This window comes from Pedobacter borealis DSM 19626 (assembly GCF_000708285.2).
Taxonomy (GTDB): domain Bacteria; phylum Bacteroidota; class Bacteroidia; order Sphingobacteriales; family Sphingobacteriaceae; genus Pedobacter; species Pedobacter borealis.
This window is the reverse complement of record NZ_JAUG01000016.1, coordinates 80,084-102,974: the sequence shown is the minus strand read 5'-3', so window position 1 is coordinate 102,974 and position 22,891 is coordinate 80,084. Positions and strand designations below refer to the sequence as shown.

Here is a 22,891-nt window from a genome sequence, read left to right as displayed (position 1 = left end):
TACAAAATCGACATAAATCGTTCATATTTAAATGATTACAAATAATGTCAATGGTAGCCTGTCGAAGGACTTCATTAAATGATAAAATTAACAAGGCAATCAGAATATCTGGTTGCCTTGTTAATGATGTAATGTTACAGATTACCTCTCAATTCCTGTTCGCGTTCTAACGATTCAAATAAGGCTTTAAAGTTACCTGCTCCAAAGCTTTGTGCGCCTTTACGCTGAATAATTTCGAAGAAAAGGGTAGGGCGGTCTTCAACCGGTTTAGTGAAAATCTGCAACAAATAGCCTTCTTCATCACAATCGACTAAAATACCCAGGCTTTCTAATAATGCTATTTCTTCATCAATTTTACCTACACGTTGTGGCATCATGTCGTAATAGGCCTCTGGTGGCGCACTTAAAAACTCCACACCACGTGCTTTCAGCTCTTTTACTGTTTTAACAATATCTTTGGTCGCCACGGCAATGTGCTGAACACCTTCACCTTCATAATATTCCAGGTATTCTTCAATCTGCGATTTCTTTTTGCCTTCAGCAGGTTCGTTAATCGGGAATTTCGAATAGCCATTTCCATTACTCATTACTTTACTCATCAAAGCCGAGTATTCAGTATTGATCTGCTTATCATCAAAAGATAAGATATTTACGAAGCCCATTACATCCTCATACCATTGTACGGCTTCATTCATGCGGTTCCAACCTACATTACCCACACAATGATCGATATATAAAAGACCAGCATCGGCAGGTTGATAATCGCTTTCCCATACACGATAACCTGGCATAAAGGTTCCATTATAATTTTTACGCTCAACAAACATGTGTATAGTTTCGCCATAAGTATAAATACCGCTCATCCGAACTTCACCATTTTCATCCGTTAAAGTTTGAGGAGCCAAATAGGGTTTCGCACCACGTTTTGTGGTTTCTTCAAAGGCGCTATAGGCATCATCTACCCAAAGGGCTAATACTTTTACCCCATCGCCATGTTTTTTTACATGCTCTGCTATTGGATGATCTGATTTTAATGCTGTTGTTAAGATCAATCTGATTTTACCCTGTTGCAATACATATGATGAACGATCGCGTACACCGGTTTCAGGTCCGGCATAAGCCAGGCTTTGAAACCCAAATGCAGTTTTGTAGTAGTGAGCCGCTTGTTTAGCATTACCTACATAAAATTCGATATAATCTGTTCCGTTAATAGGCAGAAAATCTGGTGCTTTTGATATTTTTTCTGCGAATGTTTGTGTTTCCATTGTTGTTGTTATTTTAAATGGTTAACCGCTTAATTGTTTAAATCGGTTAACTGTGCATGTTACTTTAAAGAGCTTAAATCCTATAATCCCGAAATCTTAATCATCCTAGCTTTACTCTATATTAATCTGCCAGCTTTTATGGTAATTTTCATCCTCGATATCCAAGGCATCCTGTGTAAGCATTAAAGGTTTAAAAGGATCGATCATCACCGCCAGCTCATCTGTTTTTTCTTTTCCGATCGATTTTTCTACGGTACCCGGGTGTGGCCCATGTGGAATACCTCCTGGGTGTAAGGTAATTTGCCCTTTAACCACGCTCTTACGGCTCATAAAATCACCATCTACATAATAAAGTACTTCGTCGCTATCTACATTGCTATGGTTGTAAGGTGCAGGGATAGAATCAGGATGATAATCGTATTTACGGGGAACAAAAGAGCAAACCACAAAATTGTGTCCTTCGAAAGTTTGGTGAACCGGGGGCGGTTGGTGCAAACGGCCTGTTATTGGCTCAAAATCGTGAATAGAGAAGGCATATGGATAATGATAACCGTCCCAGCCTACATAATCAAAAGGATGTGTACCATACGTATATGGATAAATTAACCCTTGTTTTTTAATCAGTACTTTAAAATCGCCGTATTCATCAAAGGTTTGCAGGTTTTCGGGTAATCTTAAATCACGCTCACAGTAAGGTGCGTGTTCCATTAGCTGTCCAAACTGATTTAAATATCTTTTTGGCGGTCTTAACGGACTAAAACTTTCCACAATGAACAACCGGTTTTGTTCATTATCAAACTCCATCTGGTAAATGGTTCCTCTCGGGATGATCAGATAATCGCCATAAGCAAACTTAATTTCTCCGAATCCTGTTTTCAGCTTTCCAGAACCTTCATGTATGAAGATCATCTCGTCAGCCTGGCTGTTTTTGTAGAAATAATCGGTCATCGATTTTCTCGGCGCTGCCAAAATGATGTGTAGATCGCTATTTACCAGAACGGCTTTTCTGCTTTTTAGAAAATCATCTTCAGGTTTAATATTGAAACCGATTAAACTCGTGTGTTTCAGGTGTTTTTCGCGTGCAATTTTTGGCTCAACACTGTATGCTTCGCCCAAATGTTTAACAATGGTTGGCGGGTGACAATGATAAACCAATGAATATAAACTCGAAAAACCTTCGGTTGATACCAATTCTTCGGCATAAAGATTTCCATCAGGTTTACGAAAAACCGTGTGACGCTTAGCTGGAATCTGCCCCAATTTATGATAAATAGGCATAATAAAATGTTGTTATGGTTAGAAAAGAAAAAATCCTAATGAATTAACAATCAAAACGGTAATGCGTTTCAATTAAAAAGAAAGGGTAAGTAAAAATTACAGAGAATATTGAGCCATGATCAGCTTGGATAGCATCTTATAGCGACGGGCAGCAATAGCGTCGTTTACTAGATTAATATGTAATGCTTTTAAGATCATGGTTTTAATGGCACTAAGGTAAGTATTTTATTTAAAAGTTGAAATTTTAATTACCTTTAATTACTTATATGATCATCCCGATGAAATTTATTTTTACATGCTTATTTTTTTTAGCCTTGAGCTATGCCACTTTTGCGCAACAAAATGCCAAGTACACCATTAGGGTTATAGACCGAAGTGGAAAAGCAACAAGGGGTTCTTTTTACGCTGCAGCCGATGATGGTTTAACAATTATCAGAAACCGGAAGGATACCATAAAATTAAGTGCCGATAGTATTAGCGCATTATACATTCACCGAAAAGGGGTAGCCGCACCACTGGCCATTGCCGGAGGTTTAACATTTTTTGTATTGGCCGCAAAAAGCGATAAATTGGTCGAGTCGGTAGTGCTTATTGCTGCAGGTGTACCTGTTGGCGTATCGGGTGGAATGTTAATTGGTGGTTTACTCTCCAACAAAAAACATTATAAAGCACTCCAGGCAAAAGATTTTCCTTTAATTAAATCAAACCTTCAGAAATACACTGTGTTAAAATAATAACGCTTAAGTTTTATTTTGAATGGCCTAATTTCTTAGCTTTACCGCATATTTAACCAAATCATATATGAAACTAGTATCTTATGAAACCGAAGACAGGGAGCATCTTGGTATATTTATTAACGGACATATTTATAACTTAAATAGTTGCGATAAATTGCTCCCAGATAATATGAGTACGTTTTTGCAAGGTGGCGAAGTGTTAATGGAAAGAGCAAAAAGGATAGACGATCAAATAAAAGATGGTAGTTTAGCTGCTAAAGAAGAAATTTTTTACGAGATTTTAGCCCCTGTTCCGCATCCTACCAGTTGTCGCGATGGATACGCTTTCAGACAGCATGTTGCTGCGGCGCGTAGAAACAGAAAGGTTGATATGATCCCTCAATTCGATGAGTATCCAATCTTTTATTTCACCAACCACAATGCTATTCAAGGTACGGGAGAAATTGAATGTATGCCAGATCATTTTGATAAACTGGATTTCGAATTAGAGGTTGCGATTGTTATTGGTAAAAAAGGTAGAAATATTAAAGCTGCTGAGGCTGATGAATACATTGCCGGTTACATGGTAATGAACGATATGAGTGCCCGTACTTTGCAGATGGAGGAGATGTTGTTGAATTTGGGCCCAGCCAAAGGAAAAGATTTTTCTACCGTGATTGGCCCATGGTTGGTAACGCCTGATGAATTATTGCAATATAAAGTTGCGCCTAAAGATGGACATGTTGGTAATGCTTACGACCTTAAAATGACCTGCCGGGTAAATGGCATCGAAGTTTCGAAAGGAAATGCTGCTGATATGGACTGGACTTTTGCTGAAATTATAGAACGTTGTGCTTATGGTGTAGATATTCTTCCTGGGGATGTAATTGGTTCAGGAACAGTAGGTACGGGTTGTTTCTTGGAATTAAACGGTACTGGTTTGCTTAACGATCCAAATTATAAAGTACAGTGGTTACAGCCAGGTGATGTTGTGGAAATGGAAATAACAGGGCTTGGTGCTTTAACCAATACAATTACTAAAGCAGATACCGATTTTTCGATTTTGGCATTGAAGAAGTAAAAAGGTTCTTTAAATTGATGATATTTATTTAGAGATAATTTATTTAATTCTAGATTAATTATTAAGGCGGTCGTCATCCTGAATTTAGTTCAGGATCTATCTGATCAGATGCTGACCACGTAGTAGCTACAAGACAATTGAAAATGCTACTTCTACTTGTAAAACAAGTTCAGCATGACGACCGTTGCGAAAACCTAGAGAAAAAATATCATCAAAAGGGATTCAGGTTTAAATTACTTGGGCTAACCTTTTAACTAAACCCGATAGTAGCGTTATCTCCCGATTTTTTATCGGGAATATAGCGCATAGCGGACTGCTGTTTCCCACTAACCATTGCATTTGTTTTCCAAAAACATAATTATAAAATTTAATCATTTAAAGTTTTGGTATCACTTAAAACCGAAGATTTAACCCCCGTAGAGCTGCAAAATTATTTGCAATACGCTATTGCTCCGCGACCGATCTGCTTTGCCTCAACTATAGATGCCGAAGGGAATATTAATTTAAGCCCCTTCAGTTTCTTTAATATGTTTAGTACGAATCCGCCGATCTGTATTTTTTCCCCGTCAAGAAGAGTGCGTGATAATACCACCAAACATAGCCTTGAAAATGTACTGCAGGTTAAAGAATGCGTTATTAATATTGTAAACTACGATATGGTGCAGCAAATGAGTTTGGCCAGTACCGAATATGCCAAAGGCGTAAACGAGTTCGAGAAAGCGGGATTTACCATGTTGAAATCTGATCTGGTTCGGCCACCAAGAGTTGCCGAAGCACCGGTGCAGTTTGAATGTGTTGTAAATGAGGTGATTTCATTAGGCGATCATCATGGTGCAGGAAACCTCGTGCTGGCTGAAATAAAAGTGATTCATATTAACGAAGCTATTTTAGATGAAAACGGTAGGATTGATCAACATAAAATCGATCTTGTAGCGCGTTTAGGTGGCGATTGGTACTGTAGGGTTACAAACGACAATTTGTTTAAAGTAGCTAAACCCCTCGCTAAATTGGGCATCGGTGTAGACCGTTTACCACATTCGGTCCGTTTTTCTAAAGTATTATCGGGCAATGACCTGGGCATGCTGGGAAACGTTGAACATTTACCGAGCGACGAAGAAATCGACCTGATCAGTACCCATACAGAAGTAAAAGAAGTGCTCGATGCTACCATAGGTGATACAACCAACCGCGAAAGAGAGCTGCACGAACTGGCAAAAAAGTTTCTTCATAACGGAGCGGTAGAACTTGCTTTAAAGGTAGTTTTACTTTAAATTTATTAAGGTAATTTTTAAGCTATGCAGACAATTGTTCAGGTAGATCAGTACATCATTAATTCGGCAGAATTTGCGATCCCCATTTTAGATCATTTAAGGAATCTGGTACATAAAGCCGATGCACGGATTGAAGAAAAAATGAAGTGGAGCATGCCATTCTTTGATTTTAAAGGTACGGTTTGTCATATGGCATCTTTTAAACACCACTGTGCCTTTGGTTTTTGGAAAGGATCGTTAATGCAAGATGAATACGGTATTTTTAAAGAACGTTCTGAAGCGATGGGTTTGTTAGGGAAAATAACATCTTTGGAAGATTTACCTTCAGATGAGATCCTGATTGCTTATATACAACAGGCAATTAAATTAAATGAGGATGATGTAAAATTGCCGGCAAAGCCAAAATCTACAGCGCAGAAAGAACTGATTATTCCCGAATATTTGATCGAAGCATTAAAAGATGATCCTAAGGCCTTAGCCGTATTTCAGAATTTTAGCTTATCCAATAAAAAGGAGTATGTTATGTGGCTTGAGGAAGCTAAAACAGAGGCAACTAAGCAAAAACGACTGGATACCACATTGGAATGGCTCGCAGAGGGTAAAACAAGAATGTGGAAATATAAAAAGTAAGTTATATAATACTTACAATTTTCATGAAACGGGCCTTATAATGGCCATCAAGATCCGTAATGGTTACCTGATGCACTTTACCCGAAGAGGAGTGGATAAATTTGATCCCGTTTTCATCAATAGAATAAACAATCCCAACATGACCGATTCTTCTTATTCTTGAATTACTGCCTGTAAAAATCAATACATCGCCTACTTTTGCGTTTTCCAAGCTGGTTTCTTTACCCGCATAGCTAAACTCGCGTGAAGAACGTGGAACCTTAAAACCAAAATTGCTGAATACATAACTTACAAAGCCAGAGCAATCGAAACCAACTTTAGGGTTACTTGTTGCATAACGATAAGGGATGCCTAACATGCTTTTAGCAAAGTCTATTAAACTTTCAGATTGTTTAGCCGACGAATTGTTTGATGGTTTATCCTCTTTAGGGAGGCTGGCAACGAGCTTTTTAACTAACTCCTGGTACTGAGCCGGGATGATGGTTTGGGATTTTCCTGCCGTGGCAGACAAAATGAAAAACGCAATCGGGACTATTATTTTCTTCATATGTAGGAACCAAAGATATAAAAAATATCCAAAGTCGATTAAAATGTTGAAAATGAGTGCAAATAAAACAAGGCTGTATCATAAATATAGAATTGTCATCCTGTCCAAAGGACTTCTACGGAGAGCCTGTCGAAGGACCTGTTTAAAATATGTCGCAAGACGTTTCGACAAGCTCAACGTGACAAATTCGAATGGAATTACAATTTAGGATACAGCCCTAATAATTAAAATATTGTTTTCGATTAAATACTTGGGAACATGGTTTGTGCTTTATCTCCAATGAGTGGCAATGCTTTCTGCTCACTATTATTTGCGCTAACGGCACCCAAAATGATAAAAATAATGTAAACAATGTACACCAGATAGCTTAGGTATCCTAAAATTGCCGTTGGCAAAATCATGATAATTATCGTTAAGGCCACATTAATCACAATAATACCCAAATGCAGTAACAGAGATTGCCTTAAATGATAACTTGATAACGCTGTTTTGTTGTCTTTGTACATCGCAAAGTACGATACTAGCCAGCCAATAAGGAAAATGTAACTAACAATTGCTGCATTTTTTCCACTATCGGCTGTTTTAAAAGGTGAGTTTGTTTCCATAGGTTTTTTTAGTTTTTCGATTTAGCACGTAAATTACTAAATAATATGGATATTATGGCGTGGTAACAGCAACAGGTAAAATCTTTCCATTAAAGAATTTATGTCCGGTTTTAGCAAAGTCGGTAACATATTTCCCCATTTCGAATGCCATAACCGGGCTTTGGTAACCAGGGAAAGCAGCTTCAAGCATTTCCGTTTGTGCCGACCCTAATGCAAGACAATTGATTTTGATTCCTGTTTCAGCCAATTCGAACGCCAAACATTCAGTTAAGGTGTGCAGCGCTGCTTTACTCGCCGAGTAAGCTGAAAGTCCTGGGAATTTAACGCTCCCTTGAAAACCACCCATACTGCCGATGTTTACAATGTGGCTTCCGCTTTGCATTAAGGGTAAAATATGCTGAATCATTCTGAAGTGTGAAATCACATTGCTCTGTAACATTTCACCCAGATCAATTTCTGTGGTTTCTAAAAAAGGTTTATTAATTAAGGCCCCTGCATTGTTAATTAAGATATCAACAGATCCTAATCGTTCCTTTAAAAATGGAATTAATGCGGCATAATCATCATTTACAATGTCAAATTCTACTGGTAAAAGTGTACAGTCAGGATTAATGCCTTTAGCAATTTCTAAGAGTTTACGCAGTTTATCTGCCGATCGGGCAATGGCTACAATTTTGTTCTCTTTCTGTAAGCTAAACTCTAAAGCAGTTTCGAAACCGATTCCACTACTTGCACCTGTAATTATAATGTTCATTAAAAAATTTAAAAATTGTTGTAAAGTTAAAAGGTTTAAATGTTCCGAACCTGATGAAATCAAAGTTAGAAAAAAAAGAGTAAGTCAACTAGAACCATGTTTGCAAGGATTAGAGCATAGCGATTACATCACTTGATTTACACATTATGTTGCAAACGTGGTTGTCAGTCGTCCTCGTTATAAATAAGGATGATTGGAATTAATAATTAATTTAAGGTATTTGAAAGATAAGTTCGTCATGCTGAATTTATTTTACAAGTAGAAGTAGCATTTTCAATTGTCTTGTAGCTACTACGTGGTCAGCATCTATTTTGCATGAAGACCCTGAAATAAATTACCTTCGGTGAGCTCGCTAAGGCGCGGTTCAGGGTGATAACCGACTTTTAACCCCTTCCTAATTGCAACCTATCAGTTAATTTCCCACTCATCTCTTAAATCACTTTGCCATTTAGACGGATCTTTAATGTCTTTAAACATAATGTTACCTTCAGTATTATCAATTGCCTTTTTTAATTTTTGGTATGATCCTTTTGGTTCTTCCACCATATTTGGCTGATGGTTTTTTATATCAACATCTTCTACAAAAGATAATGCCTTAAGCATCTTTTCGAGAAGCGCAGCATTTTGTTCGTTATCTACTTGTACTGTGATGGTTGTCATAACGTAAAGTTAATGAAATTATAGAGATAAATCAATCCTCTGTAATCAGTTGACTCACCGGGTTTTTAATTACATGTAAGCCATCGCTGATCAATTTCGTATGATCAAGCTCTCTGCCAGCTTTTATTTCCAGATAAACCTGAATTTCCTTTTCCAACTGATGATAAATCTTTTTATGGTAAATAATCTCCAGAATTTCCAATGCACAAAGCCAATCCTGCCTATGGTTCGATTTTAGTTGTGCGAAAATTTCGGCGAGCTTATCCAAACCTTCGCCACTTTCCCTAATCGCTCTAACCGTTTGGTATAAGCCGTGCAGTTTTAAAGTCTTATCATCATAAGTAATCTGATGCGTTTTCTCGTTACTAATTAACGTAATTTCTTCGTAAGCGTCTTTATCTGCAGCCCCATTAAAAACTGAAACAATGGTTTCGCCTATGGCCATATCATAAATGCCCCATTCGGGTTTAAACAAGATATTCCCATTGCGCTCTGTAACTGTACAGTCTTTAAAGCCAATTAAAAGGAGCTTGTTACTTTCGGTAATAATGTCCTTAACCACGCCAATTACTATAATGCCGCTTTCAAACAAAAGTTCAGTTTTTTTACCTGTAATTATCCCCAAAGCCTGTAATTCAGCTGTGCTGTAATCTTCCAGTGCTTTTGGAGCATCTTTTAACCGACCAACAGGAGATGAAAAACCATCAGCGTGGTAATCTTTCCCATGGCCGCTCAATTGTTTTCCCTTAAAAGCCAATGCCGAAGGACCGGTTGTTTTAATAAAGGTTACCTCATCTTTTGTACCCACACCAATATCGGTAAATACACCGCTTACCTGTAAGCCCGAACTATAAACTGCTGTGGCCACATTTTTACAGGCAATTGCTTTCATAATGCTTTCGGTGCCACCTTTTCTAAAGGCCATGGTATTGGCAAAGGTTTCCAAAACATCGATAAGATTTTGGAATGTTTCGGTTACAAAAAGCTGCGGCTGTGGCTTGGTAATATCGTAAGCGTAATTAATCGTATCGATGTTATACCAAAGTTTCTCCACATCATTTTGCATACAGGTTGCACTTTCACCAATAGAAGAAAGCAAACCAGCACCATAAATTTTTGGATTTTCTAAAGTACCAATCAGTCCATACTCAACCGTCCACCAGTGCAAGCGACCAAGTAAAGCCATTTCAGAAGGTTCGCCCATGTTTTCGCTGATGTAGCGCAGCTCTTTTTCTGCCTTGGCAATCTGAAACTCATCTGCATCTATGGCTTCCTTCAAAATGGATAATTTCCTAATGGCCTCGTAAAGTTCAAAATCTTTCGCCGAAAACATGGCTTTTGCGCCAATTGAACCAAAATAACTTAAATAATTATTGTAATCCGTATCGGCAATAATAGGTGCGTGACCAGCACTTTCATGTATAATATCTGGTGCAGGTGTATATTCAATGTGATTAATCTGGCGGATATCGGCAGCAATTACCAGTACACGGTAGGCCTGATATTCCATAAAAGCAGCTGGTGGAATAAAGCCATCAACAGTTACGGCGCCCCAGCCAATCTTGCCCAGATTGTCGTTCATGGTTTGCAGATCGGGAATGTGTTCGATACTTAAACCCGCTCGTTGTAAGCCTTTTATGTAAGGGTAGTAGGCAACATTTTTAAGATAGCTATAATTCTGACGCATCACATAACGCCACACCGCTTGATCGATCGGCGTGTATTTTTCGTAATTCTGGGCAACAATAAATTGCTTTAAATGATTGGGCAATTTTGCTACCTGCGCATTATTAAAATCATTAAAATGGCTCATGGTTAATCTGTAAATAAGTTGGTCGGCAGCTAAGTTATGATGTTGTTTTTATCTTATCAAGAAAGTGCTTGGATAAATTAACAGGCGAAAGTAATAAAGGTTTTAGTCGGGTAAAATGATGGCTTAATCATTAGAAAAGGTGCTGTCGTGTTTCATCGGCGAGGTTCGGTCGGGCTGTTTGCTATATCTTTTGCTGCCCTTCGACACCGCCCCGGCTGACCGCAAAAGGATATCGCTTCCATCCCGTTTAGGTGCAAAAGCTTGTGCTGATGAACCTTGTTTTTTTTCTGCATTTTGCTGAAAAAAACGAAAATAGGAGCAATACTGTGGCCATTTAAACCCGACTGTAACGTAAAGCCCGGAACGAGGTACGAGTGAGGACTTGATTAAAGGCGGGACTGAAGAAGCCGAAATACTCCTGTAATTGCTTTCCAAAAAATAGATAAAATTAAAAGCAATTTATAACAGATCCAGTAAAGTCGTCATCTCGACCGAAGCACTGCGGAGTGTTCCAAAGGAACTCCTTCGGAGGAGAGATCTTTGAACGGTGCCTCCATGGCAAACAATTATTGAGGGTTATTAATGCTTCTTCTCCTCCTTTTTACTCCCGATTTTTTTAACGCTAAACGTAAAGTAGTGCTGATAGAGGTAACTGAAAAGTGCCATTAAAACTGAAACCAGTATTCTCGAAAGCATTGCCAAAGTTGGGTAATCTCTTAAAAGTTCCAGCAAAAACTTCAACAAAACATAGTTGGCCAGTATGTTTATGAACTGGAGGTTTAAAAACCTAAAAAGCTGAACCCTGCCCTTTAATTCGCTATGTGTAAATATGATGTATTTGTTGAGCAAAAAACTGGTTGGGATGGCAACGGCATAGTCAACCAATAGCGATGCGGTTTCTCTTTGAAGTACAATTATCCCAAAATCTACTTCTTCGGTTTTAAAAATGAAAAAGTAAGCAAAATAATAACTTAAGATCCCTAACAGCAAAGTAGCGCCACCAGTGGCCAGGTACCTGAAATTATGTAAGGAAATAAATTTTTTAAAAGGAGGGTGAAAAAAATCTATTACGGCTAAAATTATTTTGCGCATTACTTAAAACTGTTCGTTGTTATTATTGGGCTTCACCAAATTGCATAAGCGGTCGTCATCCTGAATTTATTTCAGGATCTTTCCTGCGATAAAGATGCTGAAACGAGTTCAGCAGGACGTGATGGCCTTGAAATATGCGATTTGTTGTGCAAGCGTTATTACTGGGCGCAATTTACAATTAAATTTTTATTGCTACGGTTAATGAGATAATTTATCGATTTATTGATTATTAGCATAAGAAGCAGCTTGTGCAACAAAATCAATTACTGCGCACCAGGTATAAGAGGGGTGGGGCTGTATGCTTACGCCAACGGTATTGAGCTTGTATTTTTGATCAAGTAAATTAAAGCGGTGACCAAGAGAAGGTACGCCACAATCTAACAACAGGTGGCAAACAATATCTAAACTGTTAGAGTAGCCAAAATCGATATTTTCGCTCATGGCCTTGTTAGGGAAGTATCTGGATAACCGTTTAGAAAATTTATCTCCGTTACTGCTTTCATGTGTATCTAGATTATTCCTGTTTAAATCCTGCGCATGGCTCCTGCTTAACGATGTTAATTTATCATCAGGATAAAATAGCTGCAGGTTTTTTACGCCACGTAAATGTTTAAGTAAGGAAGTGTAATAGGAATTATTTCGGGTAATCCGGAGTTCATTGTAATTTCTGTACTTCCGCACTTTAGCATTGTAGTTATTGATATAGTCTTCTAAAAACGTATAATAAAACTTTTCGCCATCAATGCGGATCAGGTTCATATACATCACTATATTTTTTTCCTCATTGCTTAAATAAGATGCATTTGTTGCGGTATTGGCTTTGCGGAATTCGGCATCTGTCCATTTTTGGGCATTAACCTGGCTGGAAAAAAATAAGAGCAAAAGGACAGGTAGAAGTATTTTAAACATAGGATGATTTTCATGGATAACGTCTTTTAATTTTTTTTATTTCTCGTTTTTTAAAATAATATCGCGTAAGCAATTAGTTATAGCCTTTACCTGATAAGGCAATGTGAATATGCGTATTTTTAGTTTTAGAAAACGATGATGAAAAGAATATTAGTATTAGGCTGTTTATTAAATTTTGCGGTTTCCTTAAAGGCGCAGGTTGATACGGCAGCATATAGAACGGTTTCGAATCAGGTAAGGAAAGAATTTGCTGCAGATAAACGGTCTGTTTATTTTAATATTGATGAACGTGAAAGTAAAACCCTGGTGAGTGCTAAACGTTTTCTAAACCAGATTGGTACGTCTGAAATTACAAGGGTTGATCGACATAACTGGTATGGAATCCCAGCTTATTAACGGTTGGGTATAAAGCAGATGTTCAAGAGGTTGTATCACAATTATAGGTTTGTCATCCTGAGCTTGTCGAAGGACCTTTTAAAATACTCTTTAAGGTGTTTCGACAAGCTCAACATGACATCATCTAAGGTGAAATCTTCTTTATGATACAATTCGAGTTGAGACAGAAGTTGTGGCTACAAACTTAAAGCTGAGACTACAAAAACATACCACCCGATACTTCAATGCGTTGTGCATTAATCCATCTGGCATCTTCGGTACATAAAAAGGCCACCACTCCACCAATATCATCTGGCAAACCTACGCGGCCTAAGGCAGTATTTGAGGCGATTCCTGCATTTATTTGCTCGTTATCGCGCACTACACCACCTCCAAAATCAGTTTCAATGGCACCTGGAGCAACAACGTTAACTCTGATTCCTCTTAAACCTAGTTCTTTAGCCTCATACCTTGTTAAGGTTTCCACAGCACCTTTCATCGATGCATAAGCTGCGTAGCCAGGGGTAGCAAAACGTGCCAAACCAGTAGAAAGATTAATAATCCCACTGCCATCATTTAATAACGTTAAAGCCTTTTGGGTTAAAAAGAAAGTCCCTTTAAAGTGGATGTTTACCAAAGTATCAAATTGTTCTTCGGTAGTTTCGGCAAAAGATGCATGAATGCCGATTCCTGCATTATTGATTAGAAAATCGAATTTTTCAGCATTAAAAACGGATTTCAGTACAGCTTTAACTGATATGAAAAAAGCATCGAAAGTTGTGGTGTCGGCTACATTTAACTGTATCGCGGCAGCTTGTACCCCTAGCTGTTTTATTTCGTTAACAGTAGCTTCTGCTTCTTCTTTTTTAGATTGGTACGTAACAATCACGCCAATTCCTTTTGCCGCAATTTTTAAAGCAGCATTTTTTCCTAATCCGCGGCTACCACCGGTTATCAGGGCGATTTTATTTTGTGTTTCCATTTTCTTTTAATTTATTAAACAAAGTTAGATGGAAACCCGCTGTAAAAATGGTGATAGCTTAAGTATAAATGGTGACTGTTTAAGTTTTATATGGTGACAATTTCCTTATTTGTGGCCAAAGACTGAAAATAAGCTTCTCTGTACTGTTTGGGTGTTTGGCCAGAGAAATGTTTAAAAAACTTGGTAAAGTTAGATGGATCGTAAGTTAGTGTCCTTGCAATTTCGGCAATAGGCATACTTAATATTCTGTAACATTGCTTTGGAAATTTCCATTAAACGCTCTTCAAAAAAGAAACATGGCGAATGACCAGTAGCAGCTTTAATCGTATTACTTAAATGAGTTGGGTGTACATGGATTAAATCGGCAAAATCTCTTACCTCAAACATTTCTGTCGCACGGCCAGATACAATGTCATCAAGGTGCTTATCTAATTCTTTTAAATAATCTGCCGCAATTTCATGTCGACGGGCAAAAAACTTCTGTGGAATTTTCATATAAATGATTTTGATCGCTAAACAAATATACCATTCAAGCCATTGATTAAGAAATTACCTAATGAGCATTTGTTTTTTGTGACTGAAGGATTACTGGGTGTTGAAGAGGAGGCGTGGCCCCCGTTGTTTATTGAAACTACACTTGAGCCTCGTTTATTATTTTGTTAACCGGAGATAAAAGATTCCGTCTATTGTTTTTTTTATGGCTCCGCCATAATCGGTTGCAATAAAATAGAAAGTTCCTTTAATTCTATCTTCAGTTACGCTGAGAATTTTTACGCTTCCGTCAATTAAGACATAATTTTCTTCTTTTTGGCTACCTAAGGCCTTTTTACCATAAGCACCAACTACTTGTCTTCGATTATCACTTAAAAAGTATTCGCCAACCCCACTATAATCGTTAATGTTTATGTTAATCATGCTAACAGGACCATCGCCCACTATTCGCATCATTTTGCCACTCGAACTGGTCATAAAGTTGCTGTTAACTACAGAATTGTAGGTAAAATTCTCTAAATTACCATCTATATTTACCGTAAAAATGTCTTTTTCAGGTGCAGGTGTTTCTTTTTTGCAGGATGAGGTAATTAAGAGGCATACCAATGCCATTAAAGATATTTTTAAGGGTGTTTTCACAGCGTTAATTTGTTTGGTTAATCCGTTTGCGAATATAAAGAAAACTGATGCAGTTTTTTAACATATTTTTCCCGCTGGTACCAATCGTTATAAACCAATTCTACCTGTTTCACCTCAAAAGTGCCAAAATCAAAGTCCCTGTATTTTTCGATAAGACTAAGCAAAGCGTTTATATGGATTAACTCCGATCTGAAACGGATTACGGTAGCGTGGGCGGTTTGGATAGCATAACGTTTATCGATACTCTGCTGCAGATCTGAATTTTTAAAGCCAGCTCGCAAATCATCTCTGATTTCGTTTAAGGTATCGGTTAAAAAACCTTGAATTAAAATGCAGGATGCCGATGCCGTAAGTCCTTTAAACTGAATCTTGAAACGCTTATGTCTGGCTAAAACCTGTTGGATGAGTTGAATGTAATCCTCAACATGGATATTCTTTAAGTCGAAGCCCTCGTAACAGGAAATGATAGACATTAGGGTAATGTGTATGTCAGTATTCTGATAATAATATTGATCAGGTTCAATTGCTTTTGCTTCAGTTAAAAGCTGCTGGATTTTACCTTTCGTTGCAGCATCTGGTCTGATTACCAGCGTGATTCCAAAACGCTGATCGGTATCCGAATCGATTAAATGATCTGTTTCATAATTTCCGGCAGCTATCTTTGCGATTGATTCGGTATAAAGTTTATGGTAATGCTCGGCTAAATTCATTTTTTCATACACAAAAAGAAAGCGTATCACCGATACAGGATTGTCATACTGAGGGGTAATTTATTTTGTAAAAATCAATATAAATGACATAAGGATTTTTAGCGTATTATAAGCTGCGAGGAATCGTCATTGCGAGAAGGCTTTTTCAGCCGACGAAGCAATCTTACAACGATCGCTACAAGCGTGCGCATTAAGATTGCTTCGTGCCTCGCAAGGACGACCTTTCTATGGAGGTCTGTCAATGGTAGCCTGTCGAAGGACCTACTTAGATTTGTAGTAAAGCGTTTCGACAGGCTTTCCGTAGGAGTCCTTTGGACAACGTGACAGATTGAGGGAAAATTAACTTATGATATACCCTCAAATATTATAAATCTACCTTAGACGCCCTCAGGTGTCTAAGGTGGTTAAAATTATGCCAACAAAGTTTTCCAGCTTACTGCTGATCCTATTATGTTTCCTAAATCGGCAATGGCTACACGTTCTTGCTCCATGCTGTCGCGATGGCGGATAGTAACCGTATTGTCTTCTAAACTCTGGTGATCAACAGTGATACAGAAAGGTGTACCAACAGCATCCTGACGGCGGTAACGTTTACCGATAGCATCTTTCTCTTCATAAATACAGTTAAAATCAAATTTCAAGGTATCCATAATCTCACGGGCCTTTTCAGGTAAACCATCTTTTTTGGTCAATGGGAAAACAGCCACTTTGTATGGCGCCAAAGCTGGATGTAAACGCAATAACGTACGACTATCCTGTTTATCATCGGAGCTTAAATCCTGCTCTTCAAATGCATTAATCATGGTTAACAAGAACATACGATCTAAACCAATAGAAGTTTCAATTACGTATGGAACGTAGTTGCCATAAGGCTTACCTTCTTCATTTAAATCGTTATCGAAATATTGCATTTTCTTGCCAGAAAACTCCTGGTGCTGCTTTAAATCGAAATCGGTACGGCTATGGATCCCCTCAACTTCTTTAAATCCGAATGGGAATTCGAATTCAATATCAGTAGCCGCATTGGCATAGTGTGCTAATTTTACGTGGTCATGGTAACGGTATTTTTCGGGCGAAGTACCTAAAGCCTTGTGCCATTTCAAACGTGCTTCTTTCCAGTATTCGAACCATTTTTTGTCTTCACCCGGGCGAACAAAAAATTGCATTTCCATTTGCTCAAATTCGCGCATACGCATAATAAACTGGCGGGCAATTACTTCATTTCTGAAAGCCTTACCAATTTGCGCAATACCGAAAGGAATTTTCATTCTTCCCGATTTTTGAACATTTAAAAAGTTTACGAAAATACCCTGTGCTGTTTCCGGACGAAGATAAACCTCATCGCTTCCTTCAGCCATTGCACCAAATTGTGTGCTAAACATGAGGTTAAACTGGCGCACATCAGTCCAGTTAGAAGTTTTAGAAATCGGGCAGATTACTTTGTAATCAACAATTAAATCTTTTAGCTGTGCTAAATTTTCAGATTTAAGCGCAAGGTTCATTTCCACTTCAAGCGTTAAACCCTTTTTAACAAATCTCCAGCTCGCTTCCTCAACAAAAGGATATTTACTATGATCTAAAATCGTTTCCTCATCTTTAAATGTTGGCACCCAGCTCGCCTGACCTTCATCACTTAAACCCAATATTTCTTGTTGAAATTCTTCAAATTTTGCTTTGTTTTCTGCACTGAAATTGGCCAGTTCCGAATATAGTTCATCAATTTTATTCTCTAATAACTGATCGGCTCGGTAACGTTTTTTTGAATCCTTGTTGTCGATCATTGGGTCGTTAAAACCATCAACGTGTCCGCTGGCTTTCCAAACCTTAGGGTGCATAAAAATTGCAGAATCAATCCCTACAATGTTTTCATGCATTTGTACCATGGCTTTCCACCAGTAGGTTTTAATGTTGTTTTTTAACTCGGCGCCCAATTGGCCATAATCGTAAACGGCACTTAAGCCATCATATATTTCGCTGCTCTGGAATACAAAACCGTATTCTTTAGCGTGTGATATTACATTTTTAAATTGTTCGTCGTTATTCTTTTGAGCCATAATGCAGCAAAGATAATAAAAAGGCGGAGGGTTTAAAGGTATAAGGCTGAAGGTTTTTGATCAAGCTAAAAAAACAATGCGATCGTCCTGCTGACCTGAAGCGAAGCGGAAAGCTACGAAGTAAATTTATTTCAGCATCTTTCAAAGGAATCAGATATGCGACCAATTAGCTTATATGCCCTTAAATCTCTTATATGGTTCAAAATAATTAGGAAAGCAATAGTCGTGCTAATCGGTTTCGGAGCTCCTGCTTTCCGCTTTAATCGTTACACTCGTGCTCGCTTCAATCAGGTTTAGGTGGCTAGAAATGTGAAACTATTAATGTTTAGACATAGGATGCAAAAAAATCGGTGCAACTAAATGTCACACCGATTTTTAAAATTAAGAGAGTGATTAGGTTTTTGTTGGCTTAAATGCTGATGTCCCTTTCCTCTTCAACACTTAATACACCATCAATTTTTTTGATATCTGCAATTTTATGATTGCCCGGAACAATTACGATTACACCAATTGAATCTAAAGCCTCGATATCTTTAACACCGATTTCCTTGAGTTCTTTAACTACTAAATCCATTGTGTTATCCTTTACAGATATTAACCATTTTGTTTTCATCTTATAATTTTTTCAATTGGACCAATTGGATCGATAGGGAATTTCGGATTAACTAAAATTGGGAATTTATCAATCGGGAATCTATCAATTGGGTATTTTATCAATCTTGTTTTTGTAGGCGCTTGTACCAATCCTGCACCTACATCTCTACCAGGTAAAGGTAACGTTTTCGCAGTTGAGGTTAATTTTCTCCATAAATTAATTCCTCTCAGGCCCGATGCCTGTGCCCATAGTGCGGCAATACCGGCAACATGTGGGGTAGCCATACTGGTTCCGTTCCAGCTTGCATACTTAGTAGGCAGTTTTGTAGAAGAATATACATTAACGCCTGGAGCAGCAATATCTACAGCACCATAAGTTGGGTAAAGGCCTCCGTTAGAAAAAGCGGCTACGTTCATATTTACATCTACAGCACCCACAGCCATTATTGATGGGCAATTTGCAGGGTGCATTACCTGTCTAACAGTGCCTGGTCTTGCCGAATCGTTTCCTGCAGCAGCAATAATTAAAGTACCTTGTGCTAAAGCACGGGCGGCAGCGGTTTCAAAAACAGCAGAATAGCCTGCTCCGGTTACAAAGCCTCTTAACGACATGCTTACCACATCACAACGGTTGGCAATTGCCCAGTTAATGCCGGCAAGAATGCCCCCATCTCCACCAGAACCACCATTGCTTAAAACTTTTCCGATATAAATACTGGCGGCATAAGCAATACCGTATCTTTCTGTTGCCGATGGCGAACTAGAAGGACCACAGGCAGTACCTGTACAATGTGTGCCATGGCCATGTCCATCCTGTGTACTTTCGCCGCTAATAAAACTTTGATGAACAATAGGACGGCCAGCAAAATCAGGGTGGTTAAAGTCGAAACCAGTATCCAATATGGCTACTTTAATGCCTGCACCATTGTAAGGGTTATACCTTAAAAAGCTGGTTGGTACCACATTGGTTGCTTTTAATCCCCAGGTAGCACCAACAGATTCTACTTCCGATTCTTGCTCTTCATAGTTGTAATCTTCCGTTTCGGTTCCAACCAATACATTTGTCATTTGGTTTACCGCATCTCTGTAACCCTCTACATAATTTTGGGTACTTTCATCCAGCATTCCAATAGCATAAACTACCCTTTCCTTTTCTACAATCATTTCACTTTCGCCTAAACTGCTGATTGAATTTTCAATTTTTGGTTTTTCGTTTACGATAGCGATTCCCAGCTTGTCTAGTACAATGCCATCAGTTTTAGCGAGGTCTTTATCTGTGAAAAACTCGTTTTCAAATTCTAAAGAGCTTTTTAGGTTCAGTCCGCTAATAGAATTGATCTGGTTAATAGAATCGGAGGTGTTGGATCCTTCTGGTAGTAGTACAAGGTATCTTCCTGTGTACTCTACTTTTTCTTCTTTTTTCAAGGTTTTTGACATGGTTTAAGTTTTTTAAGTTTTGCCTACTCTATTCAGGATTTTCGGCTTATTCCCATTGGTGTTTTTTGTTGTTAAACACTAATCCAAAGTTGAAACAGTTGGCGAAGAAAAACCTTAGGTAAACCACTAGAAATCAATGGTGAAAGCAACAAAATAAAAAGCGGTAAAAACAACAATAAAATATGGGGAAAACCCCATCTGTTATCTATAAAAGTTTTATCACATTTGGGAATAAAAGTTAACTTTAATTAAAACTCAAAAAATTATGGAAATGCAACATCTACCTAGCTATGCTATCGTATTTTTATGTGGGGCACTAGTATGTTATCTGTTACTAAAACTAATCGATCTTATGAAAACAAATGAAAGGCGGGGACGTCCAAATACGATGGATCCGGTAATAATTCAACAAATGGTAGATAATTACCGCAACAACCATTTAGCAGCAATTAATAAAGTATTGGGAATAAACGATGCCCATTCTGTTTCTTTCGGTTTAAAAACCCTAAAAAAATTCATCGCTGATATCGAATTTTTTAGTAAAAAAGTAGATCCGCGCATTGTTGATGGTTCATTGGGTATCCGTTTCTATTACGCTGCCTATCCAAAAGACAACGAATGGAATGGTTTTGAGGAGGAGAAATCGATAGGAAAAAATTATGCCCAAAAACATACACTTGTTATGATTCCTACTTTAAAGAAGAAGAGCAGTGATGGAAGTTACCAGGATTACGACTTTAACCCTTTAGACCGTACTACTTTCCCGCTAAAAGAAAGAGAAAAAGAGCAACCCATTACCTTAATGGCCATGAGTTCGGATAGTAGTGACAGTCAATCGCGTGAGGTAATGGCTCAAAACCATGGACAAACCATTCCACCAGCCGATTCAGCAATAGAAACTTATTAATATCTTAATGAAATGAGCGACTTCCAGAAATTTCTGAGCGACATTTTTCTCTGGATTGAAGGAGGGGCTGCATTGATTGCGTTTTGCTATTTTAAACGGTTAAAGGGACAGCATTGGAGGTATTTTATCTATTATCTGACCACTATTTTTATCTGTGAAGTAATTGGGAAATGGGGAGGAGAATATATCAGCTTTTCAAAAACTAAATATTATAACTACATCGTTATCCCTTTCCAGTTTATCTTTTTTTACTGGCTTTATGCCGTAAAATCATTTAAGGATAAAAGACTATTTTGGATACTCTCTTTGTTGTACATAATTTCATTTATACTCAGCAGATTATTCTTTAAGGAAAGTAAAGTATATTTTTCCTTTAGCTATACTTTTGGATGTTTACTCTTAATGTTTTTGGTTATCAAAGAATATTATAATCAGGTAAACTCAATCAACATTCTCAACTTTCAAGAAAATAGAATGTTTTATATTAATTTAGGCGTAACCTTATTCTATATCGGTACATTACCTTTTCTTACGTTTTATTCGTTATTGCGGGCTTATATCCAGATCTGGAATATTTATTTCGATTATTTTCTGGTATCAGGGATTGTAATGTATGTATTATTCTCAATTTCATTTATATGGGGAAAACAGAGCTCTTAATTACCATCATCCTTTTTAACCTGTTTTTCGTGCTCTTTGTAGTCGCCATTATGGTCTATATTAAAAAATATAAAGAACGGAAAAGGGAATATCTGAATGAAATCAAAATCACCAACGAAATACACCAGAAGGAACTTTTAACTACCCAGTTAGAAATACAACAGGCCACCATGCAGCAGATTGGCCGTGAATTACACGATAATATCGGGCAGAAATTAACATTGGTGAGTCTTTATACCCAACAACTGGTGCACGAAAACAAAGTGCCTCAGGCAAGTAAAAGAATTGAGCAGATTTATCAGATCATTAATTCATCGTTGCAAGACTTGAGGAGTTTGTCGAAAAACTTAACAAACGATAATATAAGTGAAAATGAAATTGTAACTTTAATACAGGAAGAAGTGAACAACCTCAATGCTTTGAAAAAATGTAAGGTAACCTTTCAATACAATTTCGAAAGTATAGATCTGGAGTTTGTGAAAAAGAATGTATTATTAAGGATAACCCAAGAATTTCTTCAAAATAGCTTAAAACATGCACATTGCAGCAATATCATGATCCGGTTAGATTCTTCTCCTGAAACTTTTTTAACGTTAAAAATACAGGATGATGGGGTAGGATTTGATTATGGTAAAATCACTTCTGATGGTATAGGATTAAAAAACATGAAAAAAAGAGCCGAAATTATCGGTGGACAATTTAATTTAGAAAGCAAACCCGATTTAGGCACTACACTTACTATTATTTTAAATGGCCCGGCATGAAAAAAACTATAGTTATTGTTGATGATCATATCCTGATTGCAAAGGCACTTCAGGGCATTATAGATAATTTTGCAGCATTTGAGGTGATGTATGTTTGTGAGAACGGAAAAGAGCTGATTAAAAACTTCGAAAACAGCAATAAAATTCCCGATATTTTGCTTTTGGATATTAGTATGCCCATTATGGATGGTTTTGAAACCGTAACCTGGGTAACTGCACACCATCCGGAGGTAAAAGTAATGGCCCTGAGTATGCAGGGTGAAGAAAAGAGTGTGATTAAAATGGTTAGCAACGGTGCTAAAGGTTACCTGTTAAAAAATGCGCATCCGGTAGAGCTCGAAAACGCGCTCACAAAATTGAATATCAACGGATTTTTTTACCCTGACTGGGCATCAAAAATCATTTTCTCCAGCCTAAATAAAACCAAAGATGCTGAGATCAAAATTTCAGATCGGGAGAAAGAGTTTTTAAAATACACCGTTACCGAGCTTAATTATAAGGAAATAGCCGATAAAATGTTCTGTAGCCCACGTACTGTTGAAAGCTATCGCGATCAGTTATGCGAAAAACTCGAACTTAAAACCAGGGTAGGGTTGGCTGTTTTTGCCATCAAAAATGGCTTTGCTTAGTTTGGTTAATTGTTAAACTGTATAAAT

The 22,891-nt window shown here is 37.7% G+C and carries 26 protein-coding genes; 9 read left to right on the top strand and 17 right to left on the bottom strand.

Annotated elements, in window-relative coordinates; genetic code table 11:
• Positions 1 to 134: 134 nt before the first annotated feature.
• Both hppD and AW17_RS07040 read right to left on the bottom strand, forming a co-directional pair.
• Complete coding sequence (gene hppD, locus AW17_RS07045) at positions 135 to 1,265, bottom strand: 4-hydroxyphenylpyruvate dioxygenase (protein ID WP_029275420.1); 1,131 nt, start codon at positions 1,263 to 1,265, stop codon at positions 135 to 137.
• Between the two features lie 111 nt (positions 1,266 to 1,376).
• On the bottom strand, positions 1,377 to 2,543 hold the full coding sequence (locus tag AW17_RS07040; RefSeq protein WP_029275419.1) for a homogentisate 1,2-dioxygenase: 1,167 nt from the start codon (positions 2,541 to 2,543) through the stop codon (positions 1,377 to 1,379).
• Positions 2,544 to 2,821: 278 nt separating this feature from the next.
• On the opposite strand from AW17_RS07040, the gene AW17_RS07035 reads away from it, so the two are divergent.
• From AW17_RS07035 to AW17_RS07020, 4 genes are all read left to right on the top strand, one after another.
• A complete protein-coding gene (locus AW17_RS07035; protein ID WP_157280231.1) occupies positions 2,822 to 3,277 on the top strand; it encodes a hypothetical protein in 456 nt (151 codons plus the stop codon).
• A gap of 67 nt (positions 3,278 to 3,344) precedes the next feature.
• A complete protein-coding gene (locus AW17_RS07030) occupies positions 3,345 to 4,340 on the top strand; it encodes a fumarylacetoacetate hydrolase family protein (protein WP_029275417.1) in 996 nt (331 codons plus the stop codon).
• 383 nt (positions 4,341 to 4,723) lie between these two features.
• Complete coding sequence (locus tag AW17_RS07025) at positions 4,724 to 5,611, top strand: flavin reductase family protein (RefSeq protein WP_029275416.1); 888 nt, start codon at positions 4,724 to 4,726, stop codon at positions 5,609 to 5,611.
• 24 nt (positions 5,612 to 5,635) lie between these two features.
• Positions 5,636 to 6,241 (top strand): YdeI/OmpD-associated family protein, encoded by a 606-nt coding sequence (locus AW17_RS07020; protein ID WP_029275415.1) that lies wholly within the window; start codon positions 5,636 to 5,638, stop codon positions 6,239 to 6,241.
• 1 nt (position 6,242) lies between these two features.
• On the opposite strand, the gene AW17_RS07015 is transcribed toward AW17_RS07020, so the two are convergent.
• From AW17_RS07015 to AW17_RS06980, 7 genes are all read right to left on the bottom strand, one after another.
• Entirely contained in the window at positions 6,243 to 6,788 is a 546-nt protein-coding gene (locus AW17_RS07015) for a C40 family peptidase (protein WP_029275414.1), read from the bottom strand.
• 242 nt (positions 6,789 to 7,030) lie between these two features.
• Positions 7,031 to 7,393, bottom strand: a complete 363-nt coding sequence (locus AW17_RS07010) for a magnetosome magnetite crystal formation protein family (RefSeq protein WP_029275413.1) — start codon at positions 7,391 to 7,393, stop codon at positions 7,031 to 7,033.
• A 52-nt stretch (positions 7,394 to 7,445) separates the two neighbouring features.
• Positions 7,446 to 8,147: an SDR family oxidoreductase gene (locus AW17_RS07005; protein WP_029275412.1), complete on the bottom strand. Its 702-nt coding sequence runs from the start codon at positions 8,145 to 8,147 to the stop codon at positions 7,446 to 7,448.
• Positions 8,148 to 8,555: 408 nt separating this feature from the next.
• The gene (locus tag AW17_RS07000; RefSeq protein WP_029275411.1) at positions 8,556 to 8,807 is read right to left on the bottom strand and encodes a hypothetical protein; all 252 of its coding nucleotides are present in this window, start codon (positions 8,805 to 8,807) and stop codon (positions 8,556 to 8,558) included.
• 31 nt (positions 8,808 to 8,838) lie between these two features.
• Positions 8,839 to 10,620 (bottom strand): aromatic amino acid hydroxylase, encoded by a 1,782-nt coding sequence (locus AW17_RS06995; protein WP_029275410.1) that lies wholly within the window; start codon positions 10,618 to 10,620, stop codon positions 8,839 to 8,841.
• A gap of 579 nt (positions 10,621 to 11,199) precedes the next feature.
• Positions 11,200 to 11,712 carry a GtrA family protein gene (locus tag AW17_RS06985; protein WP_029275408.1) on the bottom strand — a complete coding sequence of 171 codons (513 nt, stop codon included), beginning with the start codon at positions 11,710 to 11,712 and terminating at the stop codon, positions 11,200 to 11,202.
• A 219-nt stretch (positions 11,713 to 11,931) separates the two neighbouring features.
• A complete protein-coding gene (locus tag AW17_RS06980) occupies positions 11,932 to 12,621 on the bottom strand; it encodes a CAP domain-containing protein (protein WP_029275407.1) in 690 nt (229 codons plus the stop codon).
• 138 nt (positions 12,622 to 12,759) lie between these two features.
• On the opposite strand from AW17_RS06980, the gene AW17_RS06975 reads away from it, so the two are divergent.
• Positions 12,760 to 13,017 carry a hypothetical protein gene (locus AW17_RS06975; RefSeq protein ID WP_029275406.1) on the top strand — a complete coding sequence of 86 codons (258 nt, stop codon included), beginning with the start codon at positions 12,760 to 12,762 and terminating at the stop codon, positions 13,015 to 13,017.
• Positions 13,018 to 13,213: 196 nt separating this feature from the next.
• Here the strand turns inward: AW17_RS06975 and AW17_RS06970 are convergent, their stop codons facing one another.
• From AW17_RS06970 to AW17_RS06940, 8 genes are all read right to left on the bottom strand, one after another.
• On the bottom strand, positions 13,214 to 13,978 hold the full coding sequence (locus AW17_RS06970; protein ID WP_029275405.1) for an SDR family oxidoreductase: 765 nt from the start codon (positions 13,976 to 13,978) through the stop codon (positions 13,214 to 13,216).
• A gap of 86 nt (positions 13,979 to 14,064) precedes the next feature.
• Positions 14,065 to 14,214: a helix-turn-helix domain-containing protein gene (locus AW17_RS24860; protein WP_245235018.1), complete on the bottom strand. Its 150-nt coding sequence runs from the start codon at positions 14,212 to 14,214 to the stop codon at positions 14,065 to 14,067.
• Positions 14,168 to 14,473 (bottom strand): helix-turn-helix domain-containing protein, encoded by a 306-nt coding sequence (locus AW17_RS06965; protein WP_245235017.1) that lies wholly within the window; start codon positions 14,471 to 14,473, stop codon positions 14,168 to 14,170. The genes AW17_RS24860 and AW17_RS06965 overlap by 47 nt, the downstream gene beginning before the upstream one ends.
• A 156-nt stretch (positions 14,474 to 14,629) precedes the next feature.
• Positions 14,630 to 15,109, bottom strand: coding sequence for a hypothetical protein (locus tag AW17_RS06960; RefSeq protein WP_157280230.1), 480 nt, complete (start codon positions 15,107 to 15,109; stop codon positions 14,630 to 14,632).
• A gap of 17 nt (positions 15,110 to 15,126) precedes the next feature.
• A complete protein-coding gene (locus AW17_RS06955; protein WP_029275403.1) occupies positions 15,127 to 15,819 on the bottom strand; it encodes a 2'-5' RNA ligase family protein in 693 nt (230 codons plus the stop codon).
• Positions 15,820 to 16,229: 410 nt separating this feature from the next.
• Complete coding sequence (locus tag AW17_RS06950) at positions 16,230 to 17,873, bottom strand: glycine--tRNA ligase (RefSeq protein ID WP_029275402.1); 1,644 nt, start codon at positions 17,871 to 17,873, stop codon at positions 16,230 to 16,232.
• A 409-nt stretch (positions 17,874 to 18,282) separates the two neighbouring features.
• Positions 18,283 to 18,486 carry a hypothetical protein gene (locus AW17_RS06945; protein WP_029275401.1) on the bottom strand — a complete coding sequence of 68 codons (204 nt, stop codon included), beginning with the start codon at positions 18,484 to 18,486 and terminating at the stop codon, positions 18,283 to 18,285.
• Positions 18,483 to 19,904 (bottom strand): S8 family peptidase, encoded by a 1,422-nt coding sequence (locus AW17_RS06940; protein WP_083488643.1) that lies wholly within the window; start codon positions 19,902 to 19,904, stop codon positions 18,483 to 18,485. The genes AW17_RS06945 and AW17_RS06940 overlap by 4 nt, the downstream gene beginning before the upstream one ends.
• Before the next feature lie 352 nt (positions 19,905 to 20,256).
• On the opposite strand from AW17_RS06940, the gene AW17_RS06935 reads away from it, so the two are divergent.
• From AW17_RS06935 to AW17_RS06920, 4 genes are read left to right on the top strand one after another with little or no spacing between them, the layout of a single operon-like run.
• Complete coding sequence (locus AW17_RS06935; RefSeq protein WP_051691674.1) at positions 20,257 to 20,811, top strand: hypothetical protein; 555 nt, start codon at positions 20,257 to 20,259, stop codon at positions 20,809 to 20,811.
• A 12-nt stretch (positions 20,812 to 20,823) separates the two neighbouring features.
• A complete protein-coding gene (locus AW17_RS06930) occupies positions 20,824 to 21,471 on the top strand; it encodes a hypothetical protein (protein WP_029275398.1) in 648 nt (215 codons plus the stop codon).
• A complete protein-coding gene (locus AW17_RS06925) occupies positions 21,450 to 22,235 on the top strand; it encodes a sensor histidine kinase (protein WP_029275397.1) in 786 nt (261 codons plus the stop codon). The genes AW17_RS06930 and AW17_RS06925 overlap by 22 nt, the downstream gene beginning before the upstream one ends.
• On the top strand, positions 22,232 to 22,864 hold the full coding sequence (locus AW17_RS06920) for a response regulator transcription factor (protein WP_029275396.1): 633 nt from the start codon (positions 22,232 to 22,234) through the stop codon (positions 22,862 to 22,864). The genes AW17_RS06925 and AW17_RS06920 overlap by 4 nt, the downstream gene beginning before the upstream one ends.
• The last annotated feature ends 27 nt before the right edge of the window (positions 22,865 to 22,891 follow it).

What these genes read in the sequence shown, in the direction of transcription:
- AW17_RS07015 (WP_029275414.1), bottom strand. Translation starts at nt 6,788, where the DNA reads ATGAAGAAAATAATAGTCCCGATTGCGTTTTTCATTTTGTCTGCCACG.
- AW17_RS06920 (WP_029275396.1), top strand. Translation starts at nt 22,232, where the DNA reads ATGAAAAAAACTATAGTTATTGTTGATGATCATATCCTGATTGCAAAG.
- AW17_RS06980 (WP_029275407.1), bottom strand. Translation starts at nt 12,621, where the DNA reads ATGTTTAAAATACTTCTACCTGTCCTTTTGCTCTTATTTTTTTCCAGC.
- hppD (WP_029275420.1), bottom strand. Translation starts at nt 1,265, where the DNA reads ATGGAAACACAAACATTCGCAGAAAAAATATCAAAAGCACCAGATTTT.
- AW17_RS07040 (WP_029275419.1), bottom strand. Translation starts at nt 2,543, where the DNA reads ATGCCTATTTATCATAAATTGGGGCAGATTCCAGCTAAGCGTCACACG.
- AW17_RS07010 (WP_029275413.1), bottom strand. Translation starts at nt 7,393, where the DNA reads ATGGAAACAAACTCACCTTTTAAAACAGCCGATAGTGGAAAAAATGCA.
- AW17_RS07020 (WP_029275415.1), top strand. Translation starts at nt 5,636, where the DNA reads ATGCAGACAATTGTTCAGGTAGATCAGTACATCATTAATTCGGCAGAA.
- AW17_RS06930 (WP_029275398.1), top strand. Translation starts at nt 20,824, where the DNA reads ATGAGCGACTTCCAGAAATTTCTGAGCGACATTTTTCTCTGGATTGAA.
- AW17_RS07005 (WP_029275412.1), bottom strand. Translation starts at nt 8,147, where the DNA reads ATGAACATTATAATTACAGGTGCAAGTAGTGGAATCGGTTTCGAAACT.
- AW17_RS07035 (WP_157280231.1), top strand. Translation starts at nt 2,822, where the DNA reads ATGAAATTTATTTTTACATGCTTATTTTTTTTAGCCTTGAGCTATGCC.
- AW17_RS06955 (WP_029275403.1), bottom strand. Translation starts at nt 15,819, where the DNA reads ATGAATTTAGCCGAGCATTACCATAAACTTTATACCGAATCAATCGCA.
- AW17_RS06985 (WP_029275408.1), bottom strand. Translation starts at nt 11,712, where the DNA reads ATGCGCAAAATAATTTTAGCCGTAATAGATTTTTTTCACCCTCCTTTT.
- AW17_RS06935 (WP_051691674.1), top strand. Translation starts at nt 20,257, where the DNA reads ATGAAAACAAATGAAAGGCGGGGACGTCCAAATACGATGGATCCGGTA.
- AW17_RS07000 (WP_029275411.1), bottom strand. Translation starts at nt 8,807, where the DNA reads ATGACAACCATCACAGTACAAGTAGATAACGAACAAAATGCTGCGCTT.
- AW17_RS06995 (WP_029275410.1), bottom strand. Translation starts at nt 10,620, where the DNA reads ATGAGCCATTTTAATGATTTTAATAATGCGCAGGTAGCAAAATTGCCC.
- AW17_RS06940 (WP_083488643.1), bottom strand. Translation starts at nt 19,904, where the DNA reads ATGTCAAAAACCTTGAAAAAAGAAGAAAAAGTAGAGTACACAGGAAGA.
- AW17_RS24860 (WP_245235018.1), bottom strand. Translation starts at nt 14,214, where the DNA reads ATGCCTATTGCCGAAATTGCAAGGACACTAACTTACGATCCATCTAAC.
- AW17_RS06945 (WP_029275401.1), bottom strand. Translation starts at nt 18,486, where the DNA reads ATGAAAACAAAATGGTTAATATCTGTAAAGGATAACACAATGGATTTA.
- AW17_RS07030 (WP_029275417.1), top strand. Translation starts at nt 3,345, where the DNA reads ATGAAACTAGTATCTTATGAAACCGAAGACAGGGAGCATCTTGGTATA.
- AW17_RS06965 (WP_245235017.1), bottom strand. Translation starts at nt 14,473, where the DNA reads ATGAAAATTCCACAGAAGTTTTTTGCCCGTCGACATGAAATTGCGGCA.
- AW17_RS06925 (WP_029275397.1), top strand. Translation starts at nt 21,450, where the DNA reads ATGGGGAAAACAGAGCTCTTAATTACCATCATCCTTTTTAACCTGTTT.
- AW17_RS06950 (WP_029275402.1), bottom strand. Translation starts at nt 17,873, where the DNA reads ATGGCTCAAAAGAATAACGACGAACAATTTAAAAATGTAATATCACAC.
- AW17_RS06970 (WP_029275405.1), bottom strand. Translation starts at nt 13,978, where the DNA reads ATGGAAACACAAAATAAAATCGCCCTGATAACCGGTGGTAGCCGCGGA.
- AW17_RS06975 (WP_029275406.1), top strand. Translation starts at nt 12,760, where the DNA reads ATGAAAAGAATATTAGTATTAGGCTGTTTATTAAATTTTGCGGTTTCC.